This is a genomic window from Rhodococcoides navarretei (assembly GCF_038069675.1).
In the GTDB taxonomy this organism is placed as follows: Bacteria; Actinomycetota; Actinomycetes; order Mycobacteriales; family Mycobacteriaceae; genus Rhodococcoides; species Rhodococcoides navarretei.
On sequence record NZ_JBBPCN010000001.1, the window covers coordinates 3,814,803 to 3,834,772 of the forward strand.

Genomic DNA, 19,970 nt, shown 5'->3' on the forward strand with positions numbered 1-19,970 from the left:
TCGACCCGCGATGCTATTCGTACGTGGTCAGTTCCGGTGCCCAGCTGTCGCTCAGGCGTTCGTTCAGCCATTCGCGCAGCGCCGGGCCGTAGTCGTCACGCTGTAGAGCAAAGTCAACCGCAGCGCGCAGGTATCCCCCGGGATTTCCGAGGTCGTGTCTCGATCCGCGGTGCACCACCACGTGCACGGGATGACCCTCTTCGATCAGCAGCGCAATGGCGTCAGTGAGCTGCAACTCGCCGCCGGCACCGGGCTTGATCCGACGCAGTGCGTCGAAGATCGCGCGGTCGAGCAGGTAGCGTCCGGCCGCTGCCAAGTTGGACGGAGCGTCCTCCTGCTTGGGCTTTTCGACCATACCGGTGACCTTGAGGACGTTCGGGTTGACCGCGTCGGGCACGATCTCGACGGAGAAGACGCCGTAGGACGAGACCTTGTCGTCGGGGACCTCGATGGCGCACAGCACCGAGCCACCGCGCTTGGCGCGCACGCGGGCCATGACGTCGAGCACACCGCGGGGCATCACCAGATCGTCGGGCAGCAGAACGGCGACGGAATCCTCGTCGTCGTCGAGAACTTCCTCGGCGCAGGCGACGGCATGCCCGAGTCCGAGTGGCTCGTGCTGAATGACCGATTGGACGTCGAGCAGCCCGGGTGCGACCCGCACCTTCTCGAGCATCTCGAGCTTGCCACTGGCCTCTAGCTTGTTCTCGAGTACGAGGTCCTCGACGAAGTGAGCGACGACGCCGTCCTTGCCGGGGGACGTGACGATCACGAGTCGCTGCGCGCCGGAATCAGCGGCCTCGCCTGCGACGAGCTCGATGCCGGGAGTGTCGACCACTGGAAGCAGTTCTTTCGGAACGGTTTTCGTCGCCGGCAAGAACCGGGTACCCATGCCCGCTGCGGGAACGATGGCCGTGCGGAAATGCACGGGCGTGGCGGCGGTCGTCGCTGTAACGGCTTCTGTCATGGTGCTCACCCTATCCATGGTTTCTGGTGATCTGCTCGGCGTGTGCTGCGTTCTACCCCCGAGTGCATATCGTTGAACGACTGCACAGGAAGGGAGGACGAATCGTTGTGACCGTTCCCGAATTCACGGAAAACACGTCCAAGGATCGATGGCGGAAGCATGTTCTCGCCGAACGCCGACTGCTCGACGGTGCGCAACGCGCGATGGAGTCTTCTGCACTCTGTCACGTCCTCGCCGAATTGGCGGCCGAACACCCGTCCGTCGCCGCATACGTCCCTGTCGGCCGTGAGCCGGGATCCATCGAGATGCTCGACGCGATGGCCGCGGCCGGGTCCACCGTTCTGCTCCCGAGTGCGCACGAACCGGGCCCGCTGCGCTGGGCTCGGTACGCCGGACGCGAGTCGTTGGTGACGGCCCCGTTCGGTTTGCTGGAACCGTCGGGACCTCTCCTCGATCCCGGCGCCGTGTCGGCGTGCTCGTTGGTGCTGATTCCAGCGCTGGCCGTGGACCGGAGCGGGACCAGGTTGGGCCGGGGTGCCGGCTTCTACGACCGCACCCTCGACCTGTGCGCACCCGACGCCGTGCTGGTCGCGGTGGTACGCGACAGCGAACTGGTCGATCGTCTACCGGCAGAACCACACGACAGACGGGTGACGCACGTGGTGACCCCGAGCAACGGACTCGTACGCTTGAGTACGGAATAACGGTACGATTCGATTCGTTGGCACTCCTGACTGTAGAGTGCTAATGCTCTCCCCAGTTTCGACGAACAGACAAGACACCGGCGGTGTTCGACCTCGGCCAGTAGAGCGCCGAATCTCCTCGGTGACCAGCGCGGAGGAAACACGATGCCCACTTACTCATACGCATGTACCGAGTGCGACAACCGATTCGACATCGTTCAGTCCTTCACCGACGACACGTTGACGGTGTGCCCGGCGTGCTCGGGCAAGCTTCGTAAGCTGTTCAATTCGGTCGGCATCGTCTTCAAGGGCAGTGGCTTCTACCGCACCGACAGCCGCGGCGGCTCGGGCACCTCGAGTGAGGGCGCAGGCGAGAAGAAGTCCGACGCGGCGGCCGCGAAATCGGAGAGCAAGACCGAATCGAAGTCCGACTCCAAGCCCGCCGAGAAGAAATCTTCCGATTCGTCGTCGTCGAGCAAATCTTCTTCCTCGACCACCACGAAAGCTGCTGCGAGCCAGTAACTTTCGCTTCATCCACAGGCCGGGCTGTTATCCACAGCCCGGCCTTTTCGGCGTCGGAGCCGCCGTTGTCGGCGATAGCGTTCCAGCATGACCGCTCGCACGAACCGACTCGACTCGACGCTGCTCGATCGCATCACGCTGCGTCCGGTGTGGGTCGGATCCCCGAAAGTCAGACGGATCGCGGCAGGTGTGCTGGTCGCGGTCGCACTGGTGTTGTTCGTCGACGACGCCTCAGGCGACAATCGGGTCCAGGTGATCACGGCCGGACGCGATTTGACGCCCGGGACGGTGCTGACCTCGGCCGATGTGGTGGTCGCCGACTGGGACTCGGCCGGTGTTCCCGAAGGCGCGCTCGTCGACACGGGAGCTGTGGAGGGTCAGACGCTCACCGGGCCGGTCCGAGCGGGCGAACTACTCACCGACGTGCGCCTACTGGGATCTCGGACCGCTACGACGGCCCTGGGGACCGAGGCACGCGTCGTACCTGTGCATCTCGCCGATGCCGCAGTGACCGACCTACTGCGCGAAGGCGATCGGGTCGACGTGTTGACCGTCGAGTCCCAGGAAGACCCGAACGCAGTGCCCGCGGCGCGGGTGCTGGCGTCGGGAGCGATGGTCGTGCTCATCTCGGCCGACGCCGGTGACAGTCGGCAGCGAGATCGGGTGGTGCTGCTGGCACTACCGACGAACGACGCGACGACGGTGGCCGCCGCATCGTTGGTCAGCGCGCTGACCGTCACCCTGCACTAACGTTTCTCCGGACAGAACAATCCGAACGTTGGGAGAAGGGCTCATGCTAAAGGGCTTCAAAGATTTCTTGTTGCGCGGCAACGTCGTGGACCTCGCAGTCGCGGTGGTCGTCGGTGCGGCATTCACCGCCATCGTCACCGCATTCACCACGAACATCATCAATCCTCTTGTCGCAGCCCTCGGTGGCAGCAACGAATACGGCTTCGGCTTCAACATCACGTCGTCCCCGGAATCGTTCGTCAACATCGGTGCGGTGATCACGGCGATCATCAACTTCATCATCATCGCCGCAGTGGTCTACTTCGTGCTCATTCTGCCGGTGAACACCGCCAAGAAGCGCTTCGTCAGTCAGCCGGAGAAGGAACTGAGCGACGTCGACGTGCTGGTGCAGATTCGCGACATCCTCGCCGGGGGAACCGCAGCGGGACAGAAACTGTCGACCGGAGCCGACACCACCGGTGGTAGCGGCGACGCGATCGATTCCGCGCCGGATCTGGGTAAGCACTCCAAGGACTGACCCCTGGCCGTCCGGACGCGGCCGATGCGGCTGTGATGGTCACCCTGTCCGATTGAATGCGCCATTCACGTTGTCTGACAGCGTGAATGGCGCATTCATTCTTTCGGGGGGTGATGAGGCAGGCAGAGAGGGCCTTCAGGCGATCAGTTGGTGAAGGTAGTGAGAGGCAACTCGTCGAGTGTGATCGTGGTGCCGTCGGCCTCGCACGCCGAGGCAACGGCTGCACCGTTGTCGACGAAGGCCTTGCCGGATGCGCTGTCGGTTTCCGACAGTTCGAGCGTGTCGGCGGGCAGCGCTTCCACGAACGTGGAGGAAGCGGACGCGACGTCGCCGGAGGCCGTGCCTGGTACCGACTTCAACGCGTCGACGGCAGCCTGCTTGTCGGCTGTCCACTTCTCGATGTTGGCTGCCGACCCCGGTCCGGCGGTGACCAGGCCGACAAAGGTGTTGTGGTCGGCGGCGAAGGTGTTGCATGCATCGGTGTTCTGACCGGTGGCCCCCTCGTCACTGCTACTGCAGCCGGTAACCAATCCGAGAGCTGCGACGGCTCCTGCTGCGAACACTGTGAGACGGGCTTTGCGATGCATCACTACTTCTGAACCTTTCCTTGAACGTCGAAATGTGCTTACGGCGAACATAGTTCAGGCCCGCACGGAGAATCCATGCGGGCCTGAACCGGAGGAACTAGCGAACCAGAATCAACCGAAGAAGATCAGTTGAGGCGGGTTGCGGGGCCGTACGTGGTGATCGAGTCGCCCTTGGCGCTGAGCAGGGTGACGTACGGACGAACCGTGACGTTGCCCAGGATGCCCGTTGCTGTGCCGTGGACGCCAGCGAGCTGGATGGAGCCCTGTGCGCCTGCAGCGTCACCTTCGGTCTTGGAGATGTTCGCCTCTTCGTTGAAGGTGGCGATTGCACTCTCGGACTGAACGACGCCGCCGCCGGGAGCGAGATCGATGGTCGCAGTTGCCTGCGGGATCAGCTGGACGCCGACGTCGAGGCCGCTGCCCGAGGTAGCGGTGCTCTTGAGGGGGACCGCGTCGAGATCGGGAAGTCCGGTAGTCGGATCGGGGATGAGATCGCCGAGCGTGCCATCGATGCCGATGGTGGAGTCGTTGCCACTGCTGATGCCGAGGTTGGCGGAAGGCGAAGCCCACTCGATGGACACTCCACCGTCGAGGCTCAACGGGTAGCCGATCTGCAGGCCGGCGGTGAGGGTGCCCTCGAATTCGTCAGCCGTGGGGCCCTGAACATCGAAGGTCGCGCGGCCGTCGTAGAACCACTCACGGGTGAGCGGGTTTCCGTCGAGAGGCGCAACGCCACTGACGAAGGAGTCGGACAGGGTCAACGTCACCGTGTTGCCATCGGCGTCGACGATGGACTTCGCGCTGTCGACAGCGGCAGAAGCGGTTCCGGTACCGAGCACCAGGCCGACTACCGAGGCGCTGGCAGCAACTGCAACGCTCATGGACTTGAGTCCCCGGCTGCGCCGCGACTTCTGGATCTCCGTCATTTATTCCTCATCATGTTCAGTCCCAGCGCGGTGTCGCACGGGGAAGCTTGTGGCTTTCACCCTCGAACTAGATCGGACGCAACGATGCGTACGAGCCCGAGCCGGATGGAGCCGTGAAGGCCACATCCTCGATCCTGCAGTCCCGTGGTGAAGGGCGCGGCACCGGTCGGTCCCACGCCCTCGTTGTCGGAAGCTGAGGGGAACATTAGAGGAGTTGCCTGACCGTGACAATCCCTACGATCGGCCCTCGAACGTTGCCGTTCTGTGATGTGTTTCCGCGGCGTGAACAACTTTCACAGCCGTGTTAGCGATAACCCGCGTCACAGCATCTCTCACAGGGGCCGAACTGTTACATCCGCCTCATACGAGTAAACCGACCCTGATGTGGGAATACCCTCGCGCATCCATGATCGGATCGGCCCGATAGTCCGGTCTGGAATACGTCCACCGAGCCCGTTTCGACCGTTAGCGACCGTAGCTACTACCGGGTAGCTCGCTAACGCTAGGTAAACGAGTAACTAACAGACCTGTCATTCCAGCCAAGAAAATGTGTCGTGGATCACATCAAAAGTAATGAGGTGGTCGCTGCTGTTTCAACCATTCGTCCGACTTCGAACCGCTCGACTCCGCGTCCGGAGCGTCGTTTCGCTCGTCCCCGGTCGTCTCCGGTAGTACCTCACCGAAGATACGAGCGAGCCGGGCCCGTTCTGCTCGGGCCCGGCTCGCGTCGTCTTCGGCCGATCGATCGTCTCTCGGCTCGTTGCTCATCGGTATCGCTATGCGTCCAACCCGGACAGCTCGGCGATGACCTGACTTGCCAATGGCGTCAGCGTCGCCATCCCGTCGCGGATAGCGGCCCGCGAGGACGCGAGATTCACCACCAACGTGCTGCCGGAAACACCGACCAACCCGCGTGAGAGACCCGCATCCAGAGAACCGGCCGCCAGTCCCGACGATCTCAGCGCCTCACTGATACCCGGGATCTCGCGATCGAGCACCTCCGCGGTGACATCCGGGGTCACATCACGGGGCGAGACGCCGGTGCCTCCGATCGAGACCACCAGATCGACACCACCGATCACTGCGGTGTTGAGGGCGTTCCTGACATCCACTTCGTCCGCCGTCACAGCGACGACACCGTCGACCAGGAAGCCTGCCTCGGTCAACAGTTCCGTGACGAGTGGGCCCGTCGAATCCTTCTCGGTGCTGTGCGCGGTTCGGTCGTCAACGATGACAACCAACGCGCGCCCTGCCAGTGGTGCGTCGAGTTCCATACCGCTCACCGTAGTAGTTAGGCCTCTACCCGGCTCACGCTGTGCGTAAATCGTTGCAACCGTGCCGTGCCTGCCTGCTTCCCGCAACATCAGCGACCGCCCGGGAACGACGGGACCTGGAACGGCAATTGCTGTTCCTGGCGCTGGGTCTGCGGCTGCGCAGCTACGGGCTCGGCAGTGCCGAGCGTCACGTTCACCGTCTTCTCGCTACCGCCCTCGGTGTAGGTGATGGTGACCGAATCCCCCGGAGCGTGCGATCGCACAGCTGCGATCAACGCGTCACCGCTGGAGACGACGCGATCGTCGACCTTGGTGATCACCGCGCCCTGCGGTATGCCCGCAGCCGCTGCCGGTCCGCCCTCGGTGACCTCGACGACGGTTGCGCCGTTGGCATCGTCCTGCGACGGCACCTGCACCCCGATCATGGCCTGAGTCGCCTTGCCCGTGGTGGTCAGTTCGTCGGCAATGCGCTTGGCCTGATCGACCGGGATTGCGAACCCGAGTCCGATCGAGCCACTCTGCGCTCCCGATCCCCCGCTACCGCCGATCGTGGCGATCGCGGTGTTGATGCCGATCAACTGACCGTCGGTGTTGACGAGCGCACCACCGGAGTTGCCCGGATTGATCGCGGCGTCGGTCTGGATGGCGTCGATCACCGAGTTCTGATTGCCGGACTCGCCGGACGTCGACACGGGCCGGTTCAGCGAGGAGACGATGCCCGTGGTGACGGTGCCGGCCAGACCCAGCGGGGAACCGATAGCGACAACCTGCTGTCCCACTTCCAGATTCGAAGAGGAACCGAGCTCGATGGGCGTCAGATTCGACTTGCCCTCGGCCTTGATGACGGCCATGTCCGAGACCGAATCGGCACCGACGATCGTGGCGTCGGCCACCGAGCCGTCGGAGAACGCGACAGTGAGCTGGCCGTTGGCACCCGCGCCCGTCGCGACGTGGTTGTTGGTGAGGATCAAGCCGTCACTGCTGAGAATGACGCCCGAGCCCTCGCCCTCCTCCTGTGAGCCCTTCACCTGAATCTGTACGACGCTCGGCAGGACCTTGTTGGCCACCGCCTGGACGGAGCCGTCGGGGAAGTTGGCGGCCGGCTGCGCGGCGGTGACCGAGGAGTTCAGCGAGTTGGTGGCTCCCCCACCGTTCCCGTTGGCATTGTTGGTGGCAATCGCACCGACTGCGCCGCCGATGCCGCCCCCGACCAGAACCAGCGCGATCGCTCCGGCGACCAACGCGGACCGACCCGGGCGCGCCTTCACCGTGCCCGGTGCCGAATTCGTCTGCGGTGCAGCATTCTGAGGCTGGGCGTGATGCGCCTGCGTGTGCTGGGTACTGCGCGGGTCACCCTGCTGGCCGTACGGTCCGTAGCCGGGCTGGTATGCACCTTGGCCGTAACCGGCGTACTGCTGCGGATAACCCTGCTGAGGGGGGAGCTGCTGGGTCGGATGCTGCTGTGTCTCATGCTGCCGGGTCGGATGCTGCTGGGTCGAGTAGTTCTGCTCGTCGCCGCGCGAAGCCCGGTCCGCCGGATGCTGCTCGCCACCGGCACCCTGTCCGGTCTGTTCGGATTCGTTACGGTCGTCGCTCATCGTTGCTGCTTCCTTCAGTAGGGACCCAGAGGTCCGCCCGCCTTCTTGCTACTCACTGTGCAGGGCGGTACTGAGAGGGCGCTGAGATCCGGCTATCAGTTTGCCGAGAGTGTCCCGGGTTCCGACGCTCCCTCACCGGGCAACACGATTCGGATCAGCGCACCACCCCGCTCGGACACCTCGACCCCGATGGTGCCGCCGTGTTTGACGACCACCTGTCGCACGATGGCAAGTCCCAGACCGGATCCCGGCATCGAGCGCGATGCCGTCGAGCGGTAGAAGCGCTCGAACACCAGCTCACGATCCTCCTCGGGAATACCCGGCCCGGCGTCGTCCACCGTCAATTCGAGCAGGCCATCCCCGATCTGCTGCATCGAGATTCGTACCTCGCCGCCGCTCGGGCTCCATTTTGCTGCGTTGTCGAGCACGTTCAGCACGGCCCGCGACAGTCCCGCCTGATCGCCGTAGACGAACCACGGCATCAGCGTTGCATCGAAGTCGATCTCGTTGCGGCGACGGCGCGCCCGCTCGAGACTGCGTTCGACGGCGTCGGCCAGGTCGACGCGCTCGAACACCGTCTCCGGCGCATCCTCGCGCGCCAGATCGACCAAATCTCCCACCAGCGTGGACAGTTCCTGAATCTGCGCAACCACGTCGGTCCGCAACTCCGCCATGTCGTCGTCGGGAATGGACGGTGCACCGGGGCGCCCCGCTGCGATGAGCAGCTCCATGTTGGTCCGCAACGAGGTCAACGGAGTCCGAAGCTCGTGACCGGCGTCGGCAACCAATCTGCTCTGTCTGCCGCGAGATTCGGCGAGCGCCCGAAGCATCGTGTTAAAACTCTCGGTCAGACGCGCCAATTCGTCGTCGCCGGTCACCGGGATCGGCGTCAGATCATCGGTTCGCGCCACGCGCTCGGCCGCGGCGGTCAACCGAGCGATCGGCCGCAAGCCGGTGCGTCCCACAGCCATTCCGGCTCCGGCAGCCAACACCACTCCGAAGGCACCGACGACGAGCAGCACCCAGGCCAGGCGATCGAGCACCTTGCCGGTAGGCAGCAGTCTCTGCGCAACGATGAGGGTGCTGCCGTCCTGGGTTCGTTGCGCGAGCACCCGCTGATCGTCGAGCGTGCGCAGCGAGAATTCCTGATCCCCGCGCACCACGGCGACTTCGGCGTCCCCGATCGGGACCTTCGGCCCGGGCGGGTTGTAGCTGGTCATATCCGGATAGATCAGCGCCACACTCACGTCGGTGCTGTACAGCGTGGCTCCCGCCACGAACCGCGGGTCGTAGGAGACCAGACTCGATTCCGCCAAAGCCGATGCACGCGAACGCAATTGCGTATCCACGTCGCCGTACAACGCTCGTGAAACCACGGTGTACGCCGCGATCGCCATGACCGCCACCGCAATCGCGACCACGGACGCCGCGAGCAACGTCACCCGCCACCGCAGAGACACCGACCGCGTCAGCGGCATGGGAGGTCGCATCGCCGCCGGCGACGAGCCGACACTCTCGGGCGTCTTGCGTCCGAACGGAGCGACCATCACGGAGGCGTTTCGCGCAGGACGTATCCGACACCGCGAACGGTGTGGATCAACCGCGACTCCCCCTCCGCCTCGGTTTTGCGCCGCAGATAGCCGACGTACACCTCGAGCGCATTGCCCGACGTCGGGAAGTCGTAGCCCCAGACTTCCTCGAGGATGCGACTCCTGGTCAGCACTCGGCGCGGATTGGTCATCAGCATCTCGAGCAACGAGAATTCGGTTCGGGTGAGGCTGATCGAGCGTTCGCCGCGCGAGACCTCACGGGTGACCGGGTCCAAGGACAAGTCCGCGAACGTCATGGTCTCGGAGTCGATACCCGCCTCCATCGCGGTGCGGCGAAGCAGCGCTCGCAGCCTGGCCAGCAGTTCCTCGAGCGCGAACGGCTTGGGCAGGTAGTCGTCGGCACCGGCATCGAGGCCCGCGACACGCTCGGAGACCGAGTCCCGTGCCGTCAAGACGAGGATCGGCAGATCGTCACCGACACTGCGCAGTCGACGACACACCTCCAGGCCGTCCAGCCGAGGCATCATCACGTCGAGCACCAACGCGTCGGGCCGCGCCGCAGCCACCTGCTCGAGCGCATCCAGCCCGTCGACCGCCAGGTCCACGGTGTACCCGTTGAACGTCAGCGACCTACGCAGCGACTCACGCACTGCTCGATCGTCGTCGACCACCAAAATCCGCATTCGTACAGTTTGTCCTGGTCGACTGAGATACGGCTGAGAGGGGTACCTACTCCACCGACGACCGCCTACAGGCTCGGAAGGTTGCGGGCCAGCGGGAGGTTCCACTTTCGCCACAGCGCAAGCAGTCGCAACCCCGTCGCGAGCACTGTTCCCGCGACGAGTCCCACGTTCTCCGGAAGGGTCAGAACATCGGCCAACACGACGGTCGTCGCGCCGAGCAGGGCGGGCAGAGCGTACAGATCCCGATGAAGCAACAGCGGTACCTCGTTGACCAGCACGTCTCGAATCACGCCGCCGGCAACCGCGGTTGTGGTGCCGATGAGGGCTCCCGACAGGGAGCTCCCGCCGGCCGCCAACGCGATCGTCGCGCCGGTCGCAGCGAACAGTCCCATGCCGAATGCGTCGAGCACGAGAACACCGCGTCGCACCTTGCCCATCTGTCGGTGCGCCACGAAGACGGCCAGCGACGCACAGAAGCCGACGGTGACGTTCGGCCACGTGTCCAGCGACGTCGGCGGATGAATGCCGAGGAGAAGATCACGAATGACTCCACCGCCGATACCCGTCGTGATTCCGACGACGCAGACTCCGAACAGATCCAACCGGCGATGCACTCCGATCAAAGCACCCGACGCCGCGAAGACTGCGATACCGAGGTAGCCGAGGAGGTCGAGAAGCATCGGATCAGCATGTCACGGCATCGACGGCGGATTCACAGCAACATGCGAGGGTCCTGGGTGCACTCGCTGCTGCATCGCCCTACGTTCAGGCGATAGTCTCGATCGGGTGCCGTCCGGCACGCTTCTTTCTCGAACCGAGGTGACCCGAAGTGCCGATCGTCGACAACGCCGTCTACGTCGAGGGGAAGCGAACTGCGAATCCCGAAAGCCTCGATATCACTTTCGAGTGCATGCGGGATCGCCACGGAATGGCATGGATCGGCCTCTATCGTCCCGAGCTCCGTGAAATCAACGCAGTTGCAGACGAATTCGGCCTACATCGTTTGGCCGTCGAGGACGCGATCGCAGCCCATCAGCGACCGAAGCTCGAACGCTATGCCGAGCAGCTCTTCGTCGTACTGCGCCCCGCCAGATATATCGACGAGACCGAAAAGGTCGAATTCGGCGAATTGCACATTTTTCTCGGCGTGGATTTTGTGGTCACCATTCGTCACGCCGAATCGCCCGAGCTCGGGAAGGTGCGGCACCGGCTTGAGGAATCCCCCGAGTTGCTCGGACTCGGGCCAGAGGCGATTCTGTACGGCATCCTCGACCAAGTGGTCGACGAGTACGTTCCCGTCATCAAGGGATTGCAGACCGACATCGACGAGATCGAGGATCAACTGTTCACCGGCGATCCGAGCGTGTCGCGTCGCATCTATTCACTGCTGCGTGAGGTGTCCGAATTCGACCGCGCCGCAAAGCCTTTGGTCGAGATGATCGAATCCCTCAAGCGCGGATCGGACAAGTATCACGTCGACGTCGAACTGCAGCGCAATCTTCGCGACGTCCTGGACCATGCGATCCGCATCTCCGACCGCATCGAGGCATTCCGGTCCATCCTGCAGAACGCGATGACCGTGCACTCGACCATGGTTGCGCAACAACAGAACGAGGAAATGCGCAACATGACGCAGGTGAGCCTGGAACAGAACGAGCAGGTCAAGCGCATCTCGTCCTGGGGTGCAATTCTTTTCGCACCCTCCCTGGTCGCCGCCATCTACGGCATGAACTTCGAGGACATGCCCGAATTGAAGTGGCACTTGGGATATCCACTCGCCCTGGTCGCCATGGTGCTCTGCTCGACAGCACTGTACGTGGTGTTCAAGCGTCAGAAGTGGCTGTAGAGCGGCTTCGCCGCACGTGCACGGAAGTTCGTAGCAGGGGTCGAATTTCCGCGCACATGGGAGAGCCTAGGAAGAGCCGAAAATCGGGCCCACCGGGATGTCTCGAGTGAACGTCAACCTGTCGAACTCATTGCCGTATTCGTCGATGGCACCGATGGTCATCGTGCTGGCCTTGATGCCCGGAAGACCCGGCACCACATCGACTCTGACGAACGAGTAGTTCAGGAATCGAACCCTCGACCAGGTGATGGACTCGGCCGACTTGGTGCCGTCCGGTGCCCACACGTAGCTGTTCGGAACTGCGGTGTCGGGCAACTCGTTGCCGCGGTAGCTCACGCCCTCGCCGTCCTGGAAGGTGTAGCGCGGACGACCACCACCGCCGACGGTGTAATACACGGTGCCGTCGGTCTTTCCGTTGACCGTGGCGTTGTCACCGGCGACCCGAGTCGCGCGATTGCCACGAATCGGATCGGTGCGCTCGAAGACGTGATTGTGCGCTTGGAGCACCACATCCACCTTGTACTTGTCGAACAGTGCCACCCATGCGTCGCGCACACCGCCGTCGCTCGCATGCGTCGAGGTGGTCGAATACGCGCAGTGGTGGAAGAAACAGACGATGAAGTCGATGTTCGGATCGGCCCGGTATTTCGCCAAAGTCTGCTCCACCCAGGTGTTCTGGGCTCCACCGCTGTACCCGGTGTTGGCCTTGATCTCGTAGCTGACGTCGTTCGCGTCGAGCGAGAGCACCGCGGTGTTGCCGTAGACGAACGAGTAGGCCGACGGGCAGCCCTTCGGCCCGTTGGTCGGCTGATCCAAACGCGCTGCGTGGCCGCCGTATCCGTTGGGGCTGTACAGCGCCTCCATGTCGTGGTTGCCTGTGGCGAACAACCACGGCGCGGTCGACGCACTGGCTTCGATCGCCTGGAAATAGCCGTCCCAGACGAACGGGTTGAACTTGTCGAATCCCTTCGGTGGGGTCTGTCCGTGCTTGGCGAACTGAGGCGGAACACCAGAACCCGACGGGTCCGCGTACGCGATATCACCGGCCAGAATGTGAAAATCCGGGTGCGAGGCCGCGATCTGACGATTGATGTTGCGCGCGTGCTTGACCGACGGTTCGTTGTCTGCCTTGTAGTACAGATCGTCGTAGTCGCCGGCAACCAAACCCTCCGGTTGCGAGGGGGTTTCGTCGTTGCCCTGATCGCCCATCATCGTGAACCGGAACGGAGCGATACGACCGGTCGGCACGGCAGGAGATGCGCTGCGGATGTCGCTGACGAAGCCGTCGGCGGTGCGCCAGCGGTAGTAATGCGGCAGCTTCGGCGTCAGATTGTCCACGGGTACGTGCACGTAATACTGCTCGGCCGAGAGGATGCCGCCGTCGGTCTGCGGCACCTGGCTGATCAGGTTGCGCACCTCCGCGGACGTCGTCGCGCCGAGTGCCGGTGTGGGTCCGTGATCGAGAAAGACTCCGGTGATCCCGGGATTGCGCGAAAGCTGGGCGGAGAATCGCAGCTGTGTCGCCGGGTCGTTTCCGAATCCCATGTGCCGCCCAGCCACCGCCAGCGGAGCATCCTGCGCGTAGGCGTTACGTGCGAACACCGAATTCCCGACGCCTACCGCGGCGGCCGTCGCGGCCGCCCCCACCAGGAAATTTCGTCGACTGACCGGGTGCCGCCGCAGGAACGACCGATGCCAATCGTGCTGCTCGGCCATGGTCATGTTCTCGGCGAGCGTGCCCGGGATACCGGTCGCGACGGTCTCGCCTGCGGGATTGAGCGTCATGAATCGATGGTGAAGGCGACGCCCGCTCTATCCGTTAACCAAGCGAAGCAGTTGAGTGAACAGTACGAGAACAACGACGCACAACGGGACGAACGCGGACAATCCCGTCGGGGTCGGGAAGATAGCTCGGACGGGGAATCTAGGAACTCCTGGTTGCGGCAGGTACGCGTCAGTGCAATGAACTGGGCAAGATTGGCCATGGCACACGTAGTCCGACGTCCATCGTCCCTTCCCACAGCGCAACCAGATATAAGCAACATATGCGACATAGTCGATCGGCGACTGGCGCGCCGGAACACCGCATGCGCTGCTAGTCTGAGCACGAAACTTAAGGTCAGCACTGGCTGGCTGAAGTTCAACGTGAGTTATACACCTCCGGTGACTGCACACGCCCCTGTGGCCGCAATCAGTCAGCAGGAGCCAACAGATTGAAACCGAGGAGATGTCATGTTGAAGAAGTCGTTGGCCGTTGCCACGTTGTCCATTGCCTGCGCGATCGGATTCGCGCCGATGGCGAATGCAGCAGATGCTGTCCCCGATTTCGAGGATGACATCGAGGGCAGTTCCATTTCCGAGGCTCGCGCGACGATCAAAGACACCGGCAACCTCATGCTGATCAAGCTCGATGGCCCGATCAATGGATGCGCCTACGCAGATCGCGAAGCAACAGCCATGCGCTCGGTGTACTTCGCACCGATCGACCGCAGCAACGTTACGGTCACCTTCTCCTGCCCCGAAGAGGACTGAGCTTCCGCTTCATCTCCTTGTGGACCGAAGACGCGCGCCGAGAGCAGATCTCGACGCGCGTCTTTTGTCGTTCAGCCGCACAGGACAGAAGTGTGGCCGAACCACGGGACGAACCCGCGCTCAGGTCCCCTTGACGTTGAGGATCTGCCGCAACTCGTGCTCGATCGTCACCAGGTCGCGGGCGTCCTCCATCACGACATCGATGGACTTGTAGGCATCGGGAATCTCGTCGATGAAGTCGGCACTGTCGCGAAATTCGATCCCTACCATCCGCTCGCGCAGGTTCTCGTGGGTGAACCGCTTCCTGGCCTCGGTCCTCGAGAACTGCCGCCCGGCACCGTGAGGAGCAGAGCGCAGCGCCGCCCGCGAGCCCTTACCGACGACCACATACGAACGAGTTCCCATCGACCCGGGAATGATCGCCTTGACACCCTCGTGTGCGTCTACCGCGCCCTTGCGTGTGAGCCACACATCCTTCTGAGCGTGCGTTTCCTTCACCGTGTAGTTGTGATGGCAATTGATCCGCTCGACCTCGCGATGATCGTCGGTTCCCATCCATTCGGCGAACAACGCGCCGAACCGGTCCATCATCTCGGCCCGGTTCAGGTAAGCGAACCGCTGCGCCCACTTCAGATCTCGGATGTACCGTCCGAATTCAGGCGCACTCTCGGGCAGGTACGCCAGATCCTTGTTGGGCAACGAGATCCACCACTGGGCACACAGACGCTGCGCGATCGCGATGTGCTTCTTCGCGATCTTGTTGCCGACGCCCCTCGACCCACTGTGCAGAAACAGCCATACACGATCGGTTTCGTCGAGGCACAGCTCGACAAAATGATTGCCGCCGCCCAACGAACCGAGCTGTTCACGCCACTGCGGTGAATGATTCAGCTCGACACCGTCCTTGGCCGCCAACTCCTCGAGTTCGACCAGCTTGGGCGCAGTGAACTGCCATCGATCCACACCGGCGTTGTAGTTGCCCGGCGACAGCGGGATGCTTGCCTCGATGGCGAGTCGCAAGTCCGTCAGATTGCGGCCGTCGACGTCGGCGAGGGTGAATTCTGTTCGGACGCCGATCATTCCGCAGCCGATATCGACTCCGACTGCAGCCGGTATCACTGCACCCAATGTCGGGATCACGGTTCCGACTGCGCTTCCCATACCGCTGTGAGCGTCGGGCATCAGGGCGACGTGCGGATGCACGAACGGCATCGACGCTGTCTCACGGGCCTGCTCGAGTGTCTTGTCCTCGAGCTGTGACGCCCAATTGAGCAAACGCAAGCCCACCTTGTTCGGGGGCACGATGTTCCTTCCTGCCCCCTTACACAAGAGGGCGCTATTCGATGGGTCGATTCACAAGTTGAGCTTGTTTGCCGCAGAGAGCGGCCAATCGCTCCGGTGAATACGCGCGCAGCACAAGGCTCGTAACGGCTCTCGTGTCGAGAGCGGCACCAGACAGAACGGTTGCGCGCATGACGAGGACCCTATCGAGCGAAACCTTGCCCACGCGAGCGAATTATTTCGACAGGTGGTGGGACTGAATGCACGGAAGTGCCCTGTTCGGACGGGATCCCGTCGATGGGACCCACTAGTGTGCAAACCTGCCCAGGACGCCGGTCTCTACACTCCCCCACCGAATGCCAAGCCCAACAGATATGTCGCACCGGCCGCCCCGTAGCCGATAGCCAGCTGGCGCAGAGCACGTTTGACCGGCGGCCCACCACTGAGCAGTCCCACCACCAGGCCCGTGCAGATCAGTGCCAGCCCAACAAGGACAGCCGCAACGGCAAGTGCCACATAACCTTCGAGGCCGAACAGGTACGGCAGGACCGGGATGACGGCACCGGAGGCGAAGAAGCAGAAACTGGCCCCGGCCGCACCGAGGCCGGTTCCGATCGACTCGTGCTGGTCGACGTCGGGAGCCATCTCGTCCGCAGGCAATAGCCGCAGTACTTCCGCCGCTTTGGCGTCGGCCTCCTGCTGCGTCATTCCTCGGGCTCGGTACACCAGTGCCAGTTCGTTGGCGTCGACGTCGAGGTGTCGGACGGCATCTCGCGCCGCGCTGTCCGGGGACGACGCCTCGAGCAGTTCGCGTTGCGAGCGGACCGAGACGTATTCGCCCGCACCCATCGACAGCGCGCCGGCGAGCAAGCCCGCGAGACCCGTGAACAGGACGATCTGATTCGACACCCCGGAGCCGCTGATGCCGAGGACCAGAGCCAGGTTGCTCACCAGACCGTCGTTGGCCCCGAACACCGCAGCCCGGAAGGTGCCGGACAGTCGATTGCGACCGCGGGCTGCCAGCGCCCTGATGACCTCGGCATGGATCTGCTCGTCGGCCGTCATGGCCTCCGTGGCGTCGGCGTCGGTGGCGTACGGCGAACGGGTTTCGGCTCGTTGGGCCAGCGCGAGTACGAACACCGAACCGAATCGGCGTGCCAATACCCCGAGGATTCGAGTACGGATGTCGCCTTTCAGCGGCATGCCGACTCGCTCACCCAGCAGATTTCGCCAATGCTGCTCGTGGCGGCCTTCCGCATCGGCGAGTGCGAGCAGTATCTCTCGCTCCTCGCCGCTGCGTCGGCCGGCCAGATCGCGATAGACGGCGGCCTCGGCCCGCTCGTCTGCGAGGTATTGCCGCCATCGCTTCACATCTCGCGAGCTGGGTCCATCGTTCATGAATGTGAAGATAGACCCGTCGGCGATCAGCTCGGGTCGTACACCCCGGCCTGGACTGCTTTGACCAATCTCCGCGGCACTCTGAACTCTCGACCTTGAAAACGCACCGTCACCAGATCCGGCGCAACGGCCTTCCACTGTGCTCGCCTGCTTCGGGTATTCGAGCGCGACATCTTTCTCTTCGGAACAGCCATGACTCAGGCGTCCTTTCGGCTTCGGCGGCCGTACCGCTTCTCGAACTTCTCGACGCGTCCCTGGGTGTCCATCAACCGCGCAGCCCCGGTCCAGAAGGGATGTGATTCCGACGAGACGTCGACGACGATCAGCGGGTAGGTGTTGCCGTCTTCCCACTCGGTCTCGCGGGCGGACGTAACGGTCGATCTGGTGAGGAACTTGTTCCCGGTGCTCGAGTCCTGGAACACGACCGGGTGGTAGTCGGGATGGATGCCTGGCTTCATTCTGTTGCCTCTCGTGACTGGTCTGCGTACGGGGATTCGCTGCTCTCGCAGGGGTCTTCGTGCCACTGGCCGAAAGGGTCGGTCCACGTGGCCCATTGGGCGGGATCGGTCATCTCGTCGTCGGAGACCAATGCCCACTGCAGGGTTCGGTCGATCTCGGTGGGGTCGGCCTGATGCACCAGGATCACCAGGGAGGTGTCTCGATCACCGAATTGCTCGTCCCACCGCAGCGCTGCCATTGCTCGACGGGTGGTATCGATGCGGTCCTGTTCCACGGGAGTCATTGCAGCGAGCCACTTTCCGGCGCTCGCAACCCGAAGTCCGCCGCCTGCCGACTCGATCCACAGAGCTTCGTCGGGTTGCGTGGCCACCCACGCCCGTCCGCGCGCGGTGACGACGCCGTCGAGCAACACGTCGATGGCCTCGTGCAATCGTTCGGGGTGGAAGGGCCTCGTTGCGGCGAACTCCACGAGTGCGACTCCGCAGTCGACGGACAAGGGCGGCTGGCCGCGCAACAGCGGCGAGTGGGCGTCGGTGATCTCACCGCGTCGGGCGTCGAAGGGAACAGACGCGAGAACTGCCGGTCCGTCGACCATCGAGTCCTGCGGAACCCAGACGACAGGTGCGTTCGGTGCCAACCGCGCGAGGACAGCCGCGAGCCTGGCCCGCTCCCAGGCGTCGACATCGGGACCTGCGGTGACGACGAGCGCGTCGGCGTAATCGACCTGCCCTACCACCAGCTGCGCGACGGTGCGATCGTCGTCACCACTGGCGACGACGCCTCGGTCGGCCAAGGTGTCGTCGCCGGTGGCGTCGGCCAACCAGGTTGCGGCGTCGAGGCAGCCGATCACGGCCTCGATACGCACATCTCGCGAGGCGGGTCCGTCGATCTGCCCCACCACGTCCGCGACGATGACGTTGTCCACCGCCCAGCACAACGCTTCGGGTTCGAGCGCCGGGTCCATGACGAGCACGATGCGATCGACAGTGCTGCGCGTGGACAGTGCACGCAGCAGTGGCAGCAGATCCTCACGGAGCGTGCACGAGACACAGCCGTGCGCCAGTTCCAGGATCGTCTCGCGCGGATTCTCACCCAGGACGTACAGCGTGCGACGCACGACGCCCTCGGTGACGCGGCTCAGATCGTGGCGAACAGCAACAGTTCCCGGCGCGAGCAGCGATGTCACGACCGCGTCCATGGCTCCGGTCCAGCCGGAGACGAGGACCATCGGGGTTCGATCGTCCGGTGAGTAGTTCACGGGCACCTTTCTTCTCGACAACGATTGTCATTCTCTGAGGATGCACGCTACATTCGGATGAACGCTTTGTCGAAAACGATTGTCATAACGGCAAGAAAGGAACGCTCATGTCAGCGCACTGCCAGGTCACCGGCCGCACCCCCAGCTTCGGAAAGTCGGTCTCGCACTCCCACGTGCGCACCAGCCGCCGCTGGGATCCCAACATTCAGCGCAAGACCTACTACGCACCCAGCCTCGGACGCCGCGTCACCCTCACGCTCTCGGCCAAGGGCATCAAGACCATCGACCGCGACGGCATCGACGCCGTGGTCGCCAAGATCCGCGCACGCGGGGAGAAGATCTGATGGGCAAGAGCACGGACGTCCGTCCGATCATCAAGCTGAAGTCGACCGCCGGCACCGGCTACACCTACGTCACCCGCAAGAACCGCCGCAACGACCCCGACCGACTGGTCATGAAGAAATACGACCCGGTCGTGCGCAAGCACGTCGACTTCAGGGAAGAGCGATAGCCATGGCCAAGAAATCGAAGATAGCGAAGAACGAGCAACGCAAGCTCGTTGTCGCCCGCTGGGCAACGCGTCGCGGCGAGCTCAAGGAGATCATCCGCAAGCCCTCGAGCAGCGACTCCGAGCGCGCGCAGGCCCAGGCGGCACTGCAGCGTCTGCCACGCGATTCGAGTCCGGTACGATTGCGCAATCGTGACGCTGCGGATGGACGTCCGCGCGGTTACCTACGGAAATTCGGGCTGTCCCGCGTGAAAATGCGCGAGATGGCTCACCGCGGGGAACTGCCAGGCGTCCACAAGTCGAGCTGGTAAGGGAAAAGGTAGAGATGGCAGTCAAGAGAGCACCGTCGAAGAAGGTCCGCGCAGAGGCGGGTCGTCGACCGAAGAAGAATCCGTTGAACGCCGCCAAGGTCACCACGGTGGACTACAAGGACATCAACCTTCTTCGTCAGTTCATTTCCGACCGCGGCAAGATCCGCAGCCGTCGGGTCACCGGGCTCACCCCGCAGCAGCAGCGCCAGGTCGCTGTCGCAGTGAAGAACGCTCGTGAAATGGCATTGCTGCCGTTCACCAGCCGCTGAATCAGCTTTCGAGAAAGGCCACGTAGCCCTCGGCTACGTGGCCTTTCTGTC

The 19,970-nt window shown here is 63.5% G+C and carries 24 protein-coding genes; 10 read left to right on the forward strand and 14 right to left on the reverse strand.

Annotated elements, in window-relative coordinates; genetic code table 11:
• Positions 1 to 13: 13 nt before the first annotated feature.
• On the reverse strand, positions 14 to 967 hold the full coding sequence (locus AABD04_RS17845; protein ID WP_037192236.1) for a UTP--glucose-1-phosphate uridylyltransferase: 954 nt from the start codon (positions 965 to 967) through the stop codon (positions 14 to 16).
• Positions 968 to 1,074: 107 nt separating this feature from the next.
• Here AABD04_RS17845 and AABD04_RS17850 point away from each other — a divergent pair, with 107 nt between their 5' ends.
• The 4 genes from AABD04_RS17850 to mscL all read left to right on the forward strand — a co-directional run bounded on the left by AABD04_RS17850 (position 1,075) and on the right by mscL (position 3,439).
• Positions 1,075 to 1,671 (forward strand): 5-formyltetrahydrofolate cyclo-ligase, encoded by a 597-nt coding sequence (locus tag AABD04_RS17850; RefSeq protein ID WP_243593677.1) that lies wholly within the window; start codon positions 1,075 to 1,077, stop codon positions 1,669 to 1,671.
• 144 nt (positions 1,672 to 1,815) lie between these two features.
• Positions 1,816 to 2,172, forward strand: coding sequence for an FmdB family zinc ribbon protein (locus AABD04_RS17855; RefSeq protein WP_243593678.1), 357 nt, complete (start codon positions 1,816 to 1,818; stop codon positions 2,170 to 2,172).
• An 87-nt stretch (positions 2,173 to 2,259) separates the two neighbouring features.
• Complete coding sequence (locus AABD04_RS17860; protein WP_243593679.1) at positions 2,260 to 2,922, forward strand: SAF domain-containing protein; 663 nt, start codon at positions 2,260 to 2,262, stop codon at positions 2,920 to 2,922.
• 43 nt (positions 2,923 to 2,965) lie between these two features.
• Positions 2,966 to 3,439, forward strand: a complete 474-nt coding sequence (mscL, locus tag AABD04_RS17865) for a large conductance mechanosensitive channel protein MscL (protein ID WP_243593680.1) — start codon at positions 2,966 to 2,968, stop codon at positions 3,437 to 3,439.
• A 143-nt stretch (positions 3,440 to 3,582) separates the two neighbouring features.
• On the opposite strand, the gene AABD04_RS17870 is transcribed toward mscL, so the two are convergent.
• From AABD04_RS17870 to AABD04_RS17905, 7 genes are all read right to left on the reverse strand, one after another.
• The gene (locus AABD04_RS17870) at positions 3,583 to 4,026 is read right to left on the reverse strand and encodes a hypothetical protein (protein ID WP_243593681.1); all 444 of its coding nucleotides are present in this window, start codon (positions 4,024 to 4,026) and stop codon (positions 3,583 to 3,585) included.
• 125 nt (positions 4,027 to 4,151) lie between these two features.
• Complete coding sequence (locus tag AABD04_RS17875; RefSeq protein ID WP_243593682.1) at positions 4,152 to 4,952, reverse strand: MspA family porin; 801 nt, start codon at positions 4,950 to 4,952, stop codon at positions 4,152 to 4,154.
• A gap of 776 nt (positions 4,953 to 5,728) precedes the next feature.
• The gene (locus AABD04_RS17885; protein WP_032377304.1) at positions 5,729 to 6,226 is read right to left on the reverse strand and encodes a MogA/MoaB family molybdenum cofactor biosynthesis protein; all 498 of its coding nucleotides are present in this window, start codon (positions 6,224 to 6,226) and stop codon (positions 5,729 to 5,731) included.
• 89 nt (positions 6,227 to 6,315) lie between these two features.
• Positions 6,316 to 7,824: a S1C family serine protease gene (locus AABD04_RS17890; RefSeq protein WP_243593684.1), complete on the reverse strand. Its 1,509-nt coding sequence runs from the start codon at positions 7,822 to 7,824 to the stop codon at positions 6,316 to 6,318.
• 95 nt (positions 7,825 to 7,919) lie between these two features.
• Complete coding sequence (locus AABD04_RS17895; RefSeq protein ID WP_243593685.1) at positions 7,920 to 9,371, reverse strand: HAMP domain-containing sensor histidine kinase; 1,452 nt, start codon at positions 9,369 to 9,371, stop codon at positions 7,920 to 7,922.
• Positions 9,371 to 10,057 carry a response regulator transcription factor gene (locus AABD04_RS17900; RefSeq protein ID WP_027496041.1) on the reverse strand — a complete coding sequence of 229 codons (687 nt, stop codon included), beginning with the start codon at positions 10,055 to 10,057 and terminating at the stop codon, positions 9,371 to 9,373. Before AABD04_RS17900 ends, AABD04_RS17895 begins: the two co-directional genes overlap by 1 nt.
• A 65-nt stretch (positions 10,058 to 10,122) precedes the next feature.
• On the reverse strand, positions 10,123 to 10,737 hold the full coding sequence (locus AABD04_RS17905) for a trimeric intracellular cation channel family protein (protein WP_243593686.1): 615 nt from the start codon (positions 10,735 to 10,737) through the stop codon (positions 10,123 to 10,125).
• A gap of 149 nt (positions 10,738 to 10,886) precedes the next feature.
• Here AABD04_RS17905 and AABD04_RS17910 point away from each other — a divergent pair, with 149 nt between their 5' ends.
• A complete protein-coding gene (locus AABD04_RS17910; RefSeq protein ID WP_243593687.1) occupies positions 10,887 to 11,903 on the forward strand; it encodes a magnesium and cobalt transport protein CorA in 1,017 nt (338 codons plus the stop codon).
• Between the two features lie 66 nt (positions 11,904 to 11,969).
• On the opposite strand, the gene AABD04_RS17915 is transcribed toward AABD04_RS17910, so the two are convergent.
• Complete coding sequence (locus AABD04_RS17915) at positions 11,970 to 13,688, reverse strand: metallophosphoesterase (RefSeq protein WP_243593688.1); 1,719 nt, start codon at positions 13,686 to 13,688, stop codon at positions 11,970 to 11,972.
• A 447-nt stretch (positions 13,689 to 14,135) separates the two neighbouring features.
• Here AABD04_RS17915 and AABD04_RS17920 point away from each other — a divergent pair, with 447 nt between their 5' ends.
• Positions 14,136 to 14,435: a hypothetical protein gene (locus tag AABD04_RS17920; protein WP_243593689.1), complete on the forward strand. Its 300-nt coding sequence runs from the start codon at positions 14,136 to 14,138 to the stop codon at positions 14,433 to 14,435.
• A 120-nt stretch (positions 14,436 to 14,555) separates the two neighbouring features.
• On the opposite strand, the gene AABD04_RS17925 is transcribed toward AABD04_RS17920, so the two are convergent.
• From AABD04_RS17925 to mrf, 5 genes are all read right to left on the reverse strand, one after another.
• Positions 14,556 to 15,740, reverse strand: coding sequence for an RtcB family protein (locus AABD04_RS17925; RefSeq protein ID WP_374230238.1), 1,185 nt, complete (start codon positions 15,738 to 15,740; stop codon positions 14,556 to 14,558).
• Between the two features lie 315 nt (positions 15,741 to 16,055).
• Positions 16,056 to 17,114 (reverse strand): VIT1/CCC1 transporter family protein, encoded by a 1,059-nt coding sequence (locus AABD04_RS17930; protein WP_341441969.1) that lies wholly within the window; start codon positions 17,112 to 17,114, stop codon positions 16,056 to 16,058.
• A gap of 26 nt (positions 17,115 to 17,140) precedes the next feature.
• Positions 17,141 to 17,308, reverse strand: a complete 168-nt coding sequence (gene rpmF / locus AABD04_RS17935) for a 50S ribosomal protein L32 (protein WP_027496033.1) — start codon at positions 17,306 to 17,308, stop codon at positions 17,141 to 17,143.
• A 3-nt stretch (positions 17,309 to 17,311) separates the two neighbouring features.
• Positions 17,312 to 17,572 carry a type B 50S ribosomal protein L31 gene (locus tag AABD04_RS17940; RefSeq protein WP_243593692.1) on the reverse strand — a complete coding sequence of 87 codons (261 nt, stop codon included), beginning with the start codon at positions 17,570 to 17,572 and terminating at the stop codon, positions 17,312 to 17,314.
• Positions 17,569 to 18,801: a ribosome hibernation factor-recruiting GTPase MRF gene (gene mrf, locus AABD04_RS17945; protein WP_341443091.1), complete on the reverse strand. Its 1,233-nt coding sequence runs from the start codon at positions 18,799 to 18,801 to the stop codon at positions 17,569 to 17,571. The genes AABD04_RS17940 and mrf overlap by 4 nt, the downstream gene beginning before the upstream one ends.
• Positions 18,802 to 18,938: 137 nt before the next feature.
• Between mrf and rpmB the strand changes: the two genes are divergently transcribed.
• The 4 genes from rpmB to rpsR are packed head-to-tail and all read left to right on the forward strand — an operon-like array spanning position 18,939 to position 19,919.
• A complete protein-coding gene (rpmB, locus tag AABD04_RS17950) occupies positions 18,939 to 19,175 on the forward strand; it encodes a 50S ribosomal protein L28 (protein WP_032365915.1) in 237 nt (78 codons plus the stop codon).
• Entirely contained in the window at positions 19,172 to 19,342 is a 171-nt protein-coding gene (rpmG, locus tag AABD04_RS17955; RefSeq protein ID WP_187346656.1) for a 50S ribosomal protein L33, read from the forward strand. Before rpmB ends, rpmG begins: the two co-directional genes overlap by 4 nt.
• A gap of 2 nt (positions 19,343 to 19,344) precedes the next feature.
• A complete protein-coding gene (rpsN, locus tag AABD04_RS17960) occupies positions 19,345 to 19,650 on the forward strand; it encodes a 30S ribosomal protein S14 (RefSeq protein WP_243608915.1) in 306 nt (101 codons plus the stop codon).
• 14 nt (positions 19,651 to 19,664) lie between these two features.
• Complete coding sequence (gene rpsR, locus AABD04_RS17965; RefSeq protein ID WP_008719028.1) at positions 19,665 to 19,919, forward strand: 30S ribosomal protein S18; 255 nt, start codon at positions 19,665 to 19,667, stop codon at positions 19,917 to 19,919.
• The last annotated feature ends 51 nt before the right edge of the window (positions 19,920 to 19,970 follow it).

Excerpts from the sequence above, each read along its gene's own strand:
- AABD04_RS17905 (WP_243593686.1), bottom strand. The coding sequence starts at position 10,737 with ATGCTTCTCGACCTCCTCGGCTACCTCGGTATCGCAGTCTTCGCGGCG.
- rpsN (WP_243608915.1), top strand. The coding sequence starts at position 19,345 with ATGGCCAAGAAATCGAAGATAGCGAAGAACGAGCAACGCAAGCTCGTT.
- AABD04_RS17855 (WP_243593678.1), top strand. The coding sequence starts at position 1,816 with ATGCCCACTTACTCATACGCATGTACCGAGTGCGACAACCGATTCGAC.
- rpmF (WP_027496033.1), bottom strand. The coding sequence starts at position 17,308 with ATGGCTGTTCCGAAGAGAAAGATGTCGCGCTCGAATACCCGAAGCAGG.
- rpsR (WP_008719028.1), top strand. The coding sequence starts at position 19,665 with ATGGCAGTCAAGAGAGCACCGTCGAAGAAGGTCCGCGCAGAGGCGGGT.
- AABD04_RS17860 (WP_243593679.1), top strand. The coding sequence starts at position 2,260 with ATGACCGCTCGCACGAACCGACTCGACTCGACGCTGCTCGATCGCATC.
- AABD04_RS17940 (WP_243593692.1), bottom strand. The coding sequence starts at position 17,572 with ATGAAGCCAGGCATCCATCCCGACTACCACCCGGTCGTGTTCCAGGAC.
- rpmB (WP_032365915.1), top strand. The coding sequence starts at position 18,939 with ATGTCAGCGCACTGCCAGGTCACCGGCCGCACCCCCAGCTTCGGAAAG.
- AABD04_RS17895 (WP_243593685.1), bottom strand. The coding sequence starts at position 9,371 with ATGGTCGCTCCGTTCGGACGCAAGACGCCCGAGAGTGTCGGCTCGTCG.
- AABD04_RS17875 (WP_243593682.1), bottom strand. The coding sequence starts at position 4,952 with ATGACGGAGATCCAGAAGTCGCGGCGCAGCCGGGGACTCAAGTCCATG.
- AABD04_RS17885 (WP_032377304.1), bottom strand. The coding sequence starts at position 6,226 with ATGGAACTCGACGCACCACTGGCAGGGCGCGCGTTGGTTGTCATCGTT.
- AABD04_RS17915 (WP_243593688.1), bottom strand. The coding sequence starts at position 13,688 with ATGACGCTCAATCCCGCAGGCGAGACCGTCGCGACCGGTATCCCGGGC.
- AABD04_RS17870 (WP_243593681.1), bottom strand. The coding sequence starts at position 4,026 with ATGCATCGCAAAGCCCGTCTCACAGTGTTCGCAGCAGGAGCCGTCGCA.
- AABD04_RS17890 (WP_243593684.1), bottom strand. The coding sequence starts at position 7,824 with ATGAGCGACGACCGTAACGAATCCGAACAGACCGGACAGGGTGCCGGT.
- AABD04_RS17900 (WP_027496041.1), bottom strand. The coding sequence starts at position 10,057 with ATGCGGATTTTGGTGGTCGACGACGATCGAGCAGTGCGTGAGTCGCTG.
- AABD04_RS17930 (WP_341441969.1), bottom strand. The coding sequence starts at position 17,114 with ATGAACGATGGACCCAGCTCGCGAGATGTGAAGCGATGGCGGCAATAC.
- AABD04_RS17845 (WP_037192236.1), bottom strand. The coding sequence starts at position 967 with ATGACAGAAGCCGTTACAGCGACGACCGCCGCCACGCCCGTGCATTTC.
- mscL (WP_243593680.1), top strand. The coding sequence starts at position 2,966 with ATGCTAAAGGGCTTCAAAGATTTCTTGTTGCGCGGCAACGTCGTGGAC.
- AABD04_RS17920 (WP_243593689.1), top strand. The coding sequence starts at position 14,136 with ATGTTGAAGAAGTCGTTGGCCGTTGCCACGTTGTCCATTGCCTGCGCG.
- mrf (WP_341443091.1), bottom strand. The coding sequence starts at position 18,801 with ATGGTCCTCGTCTCCGGCTGGACCGGAGCCATGGACGCGGTCGTGACA.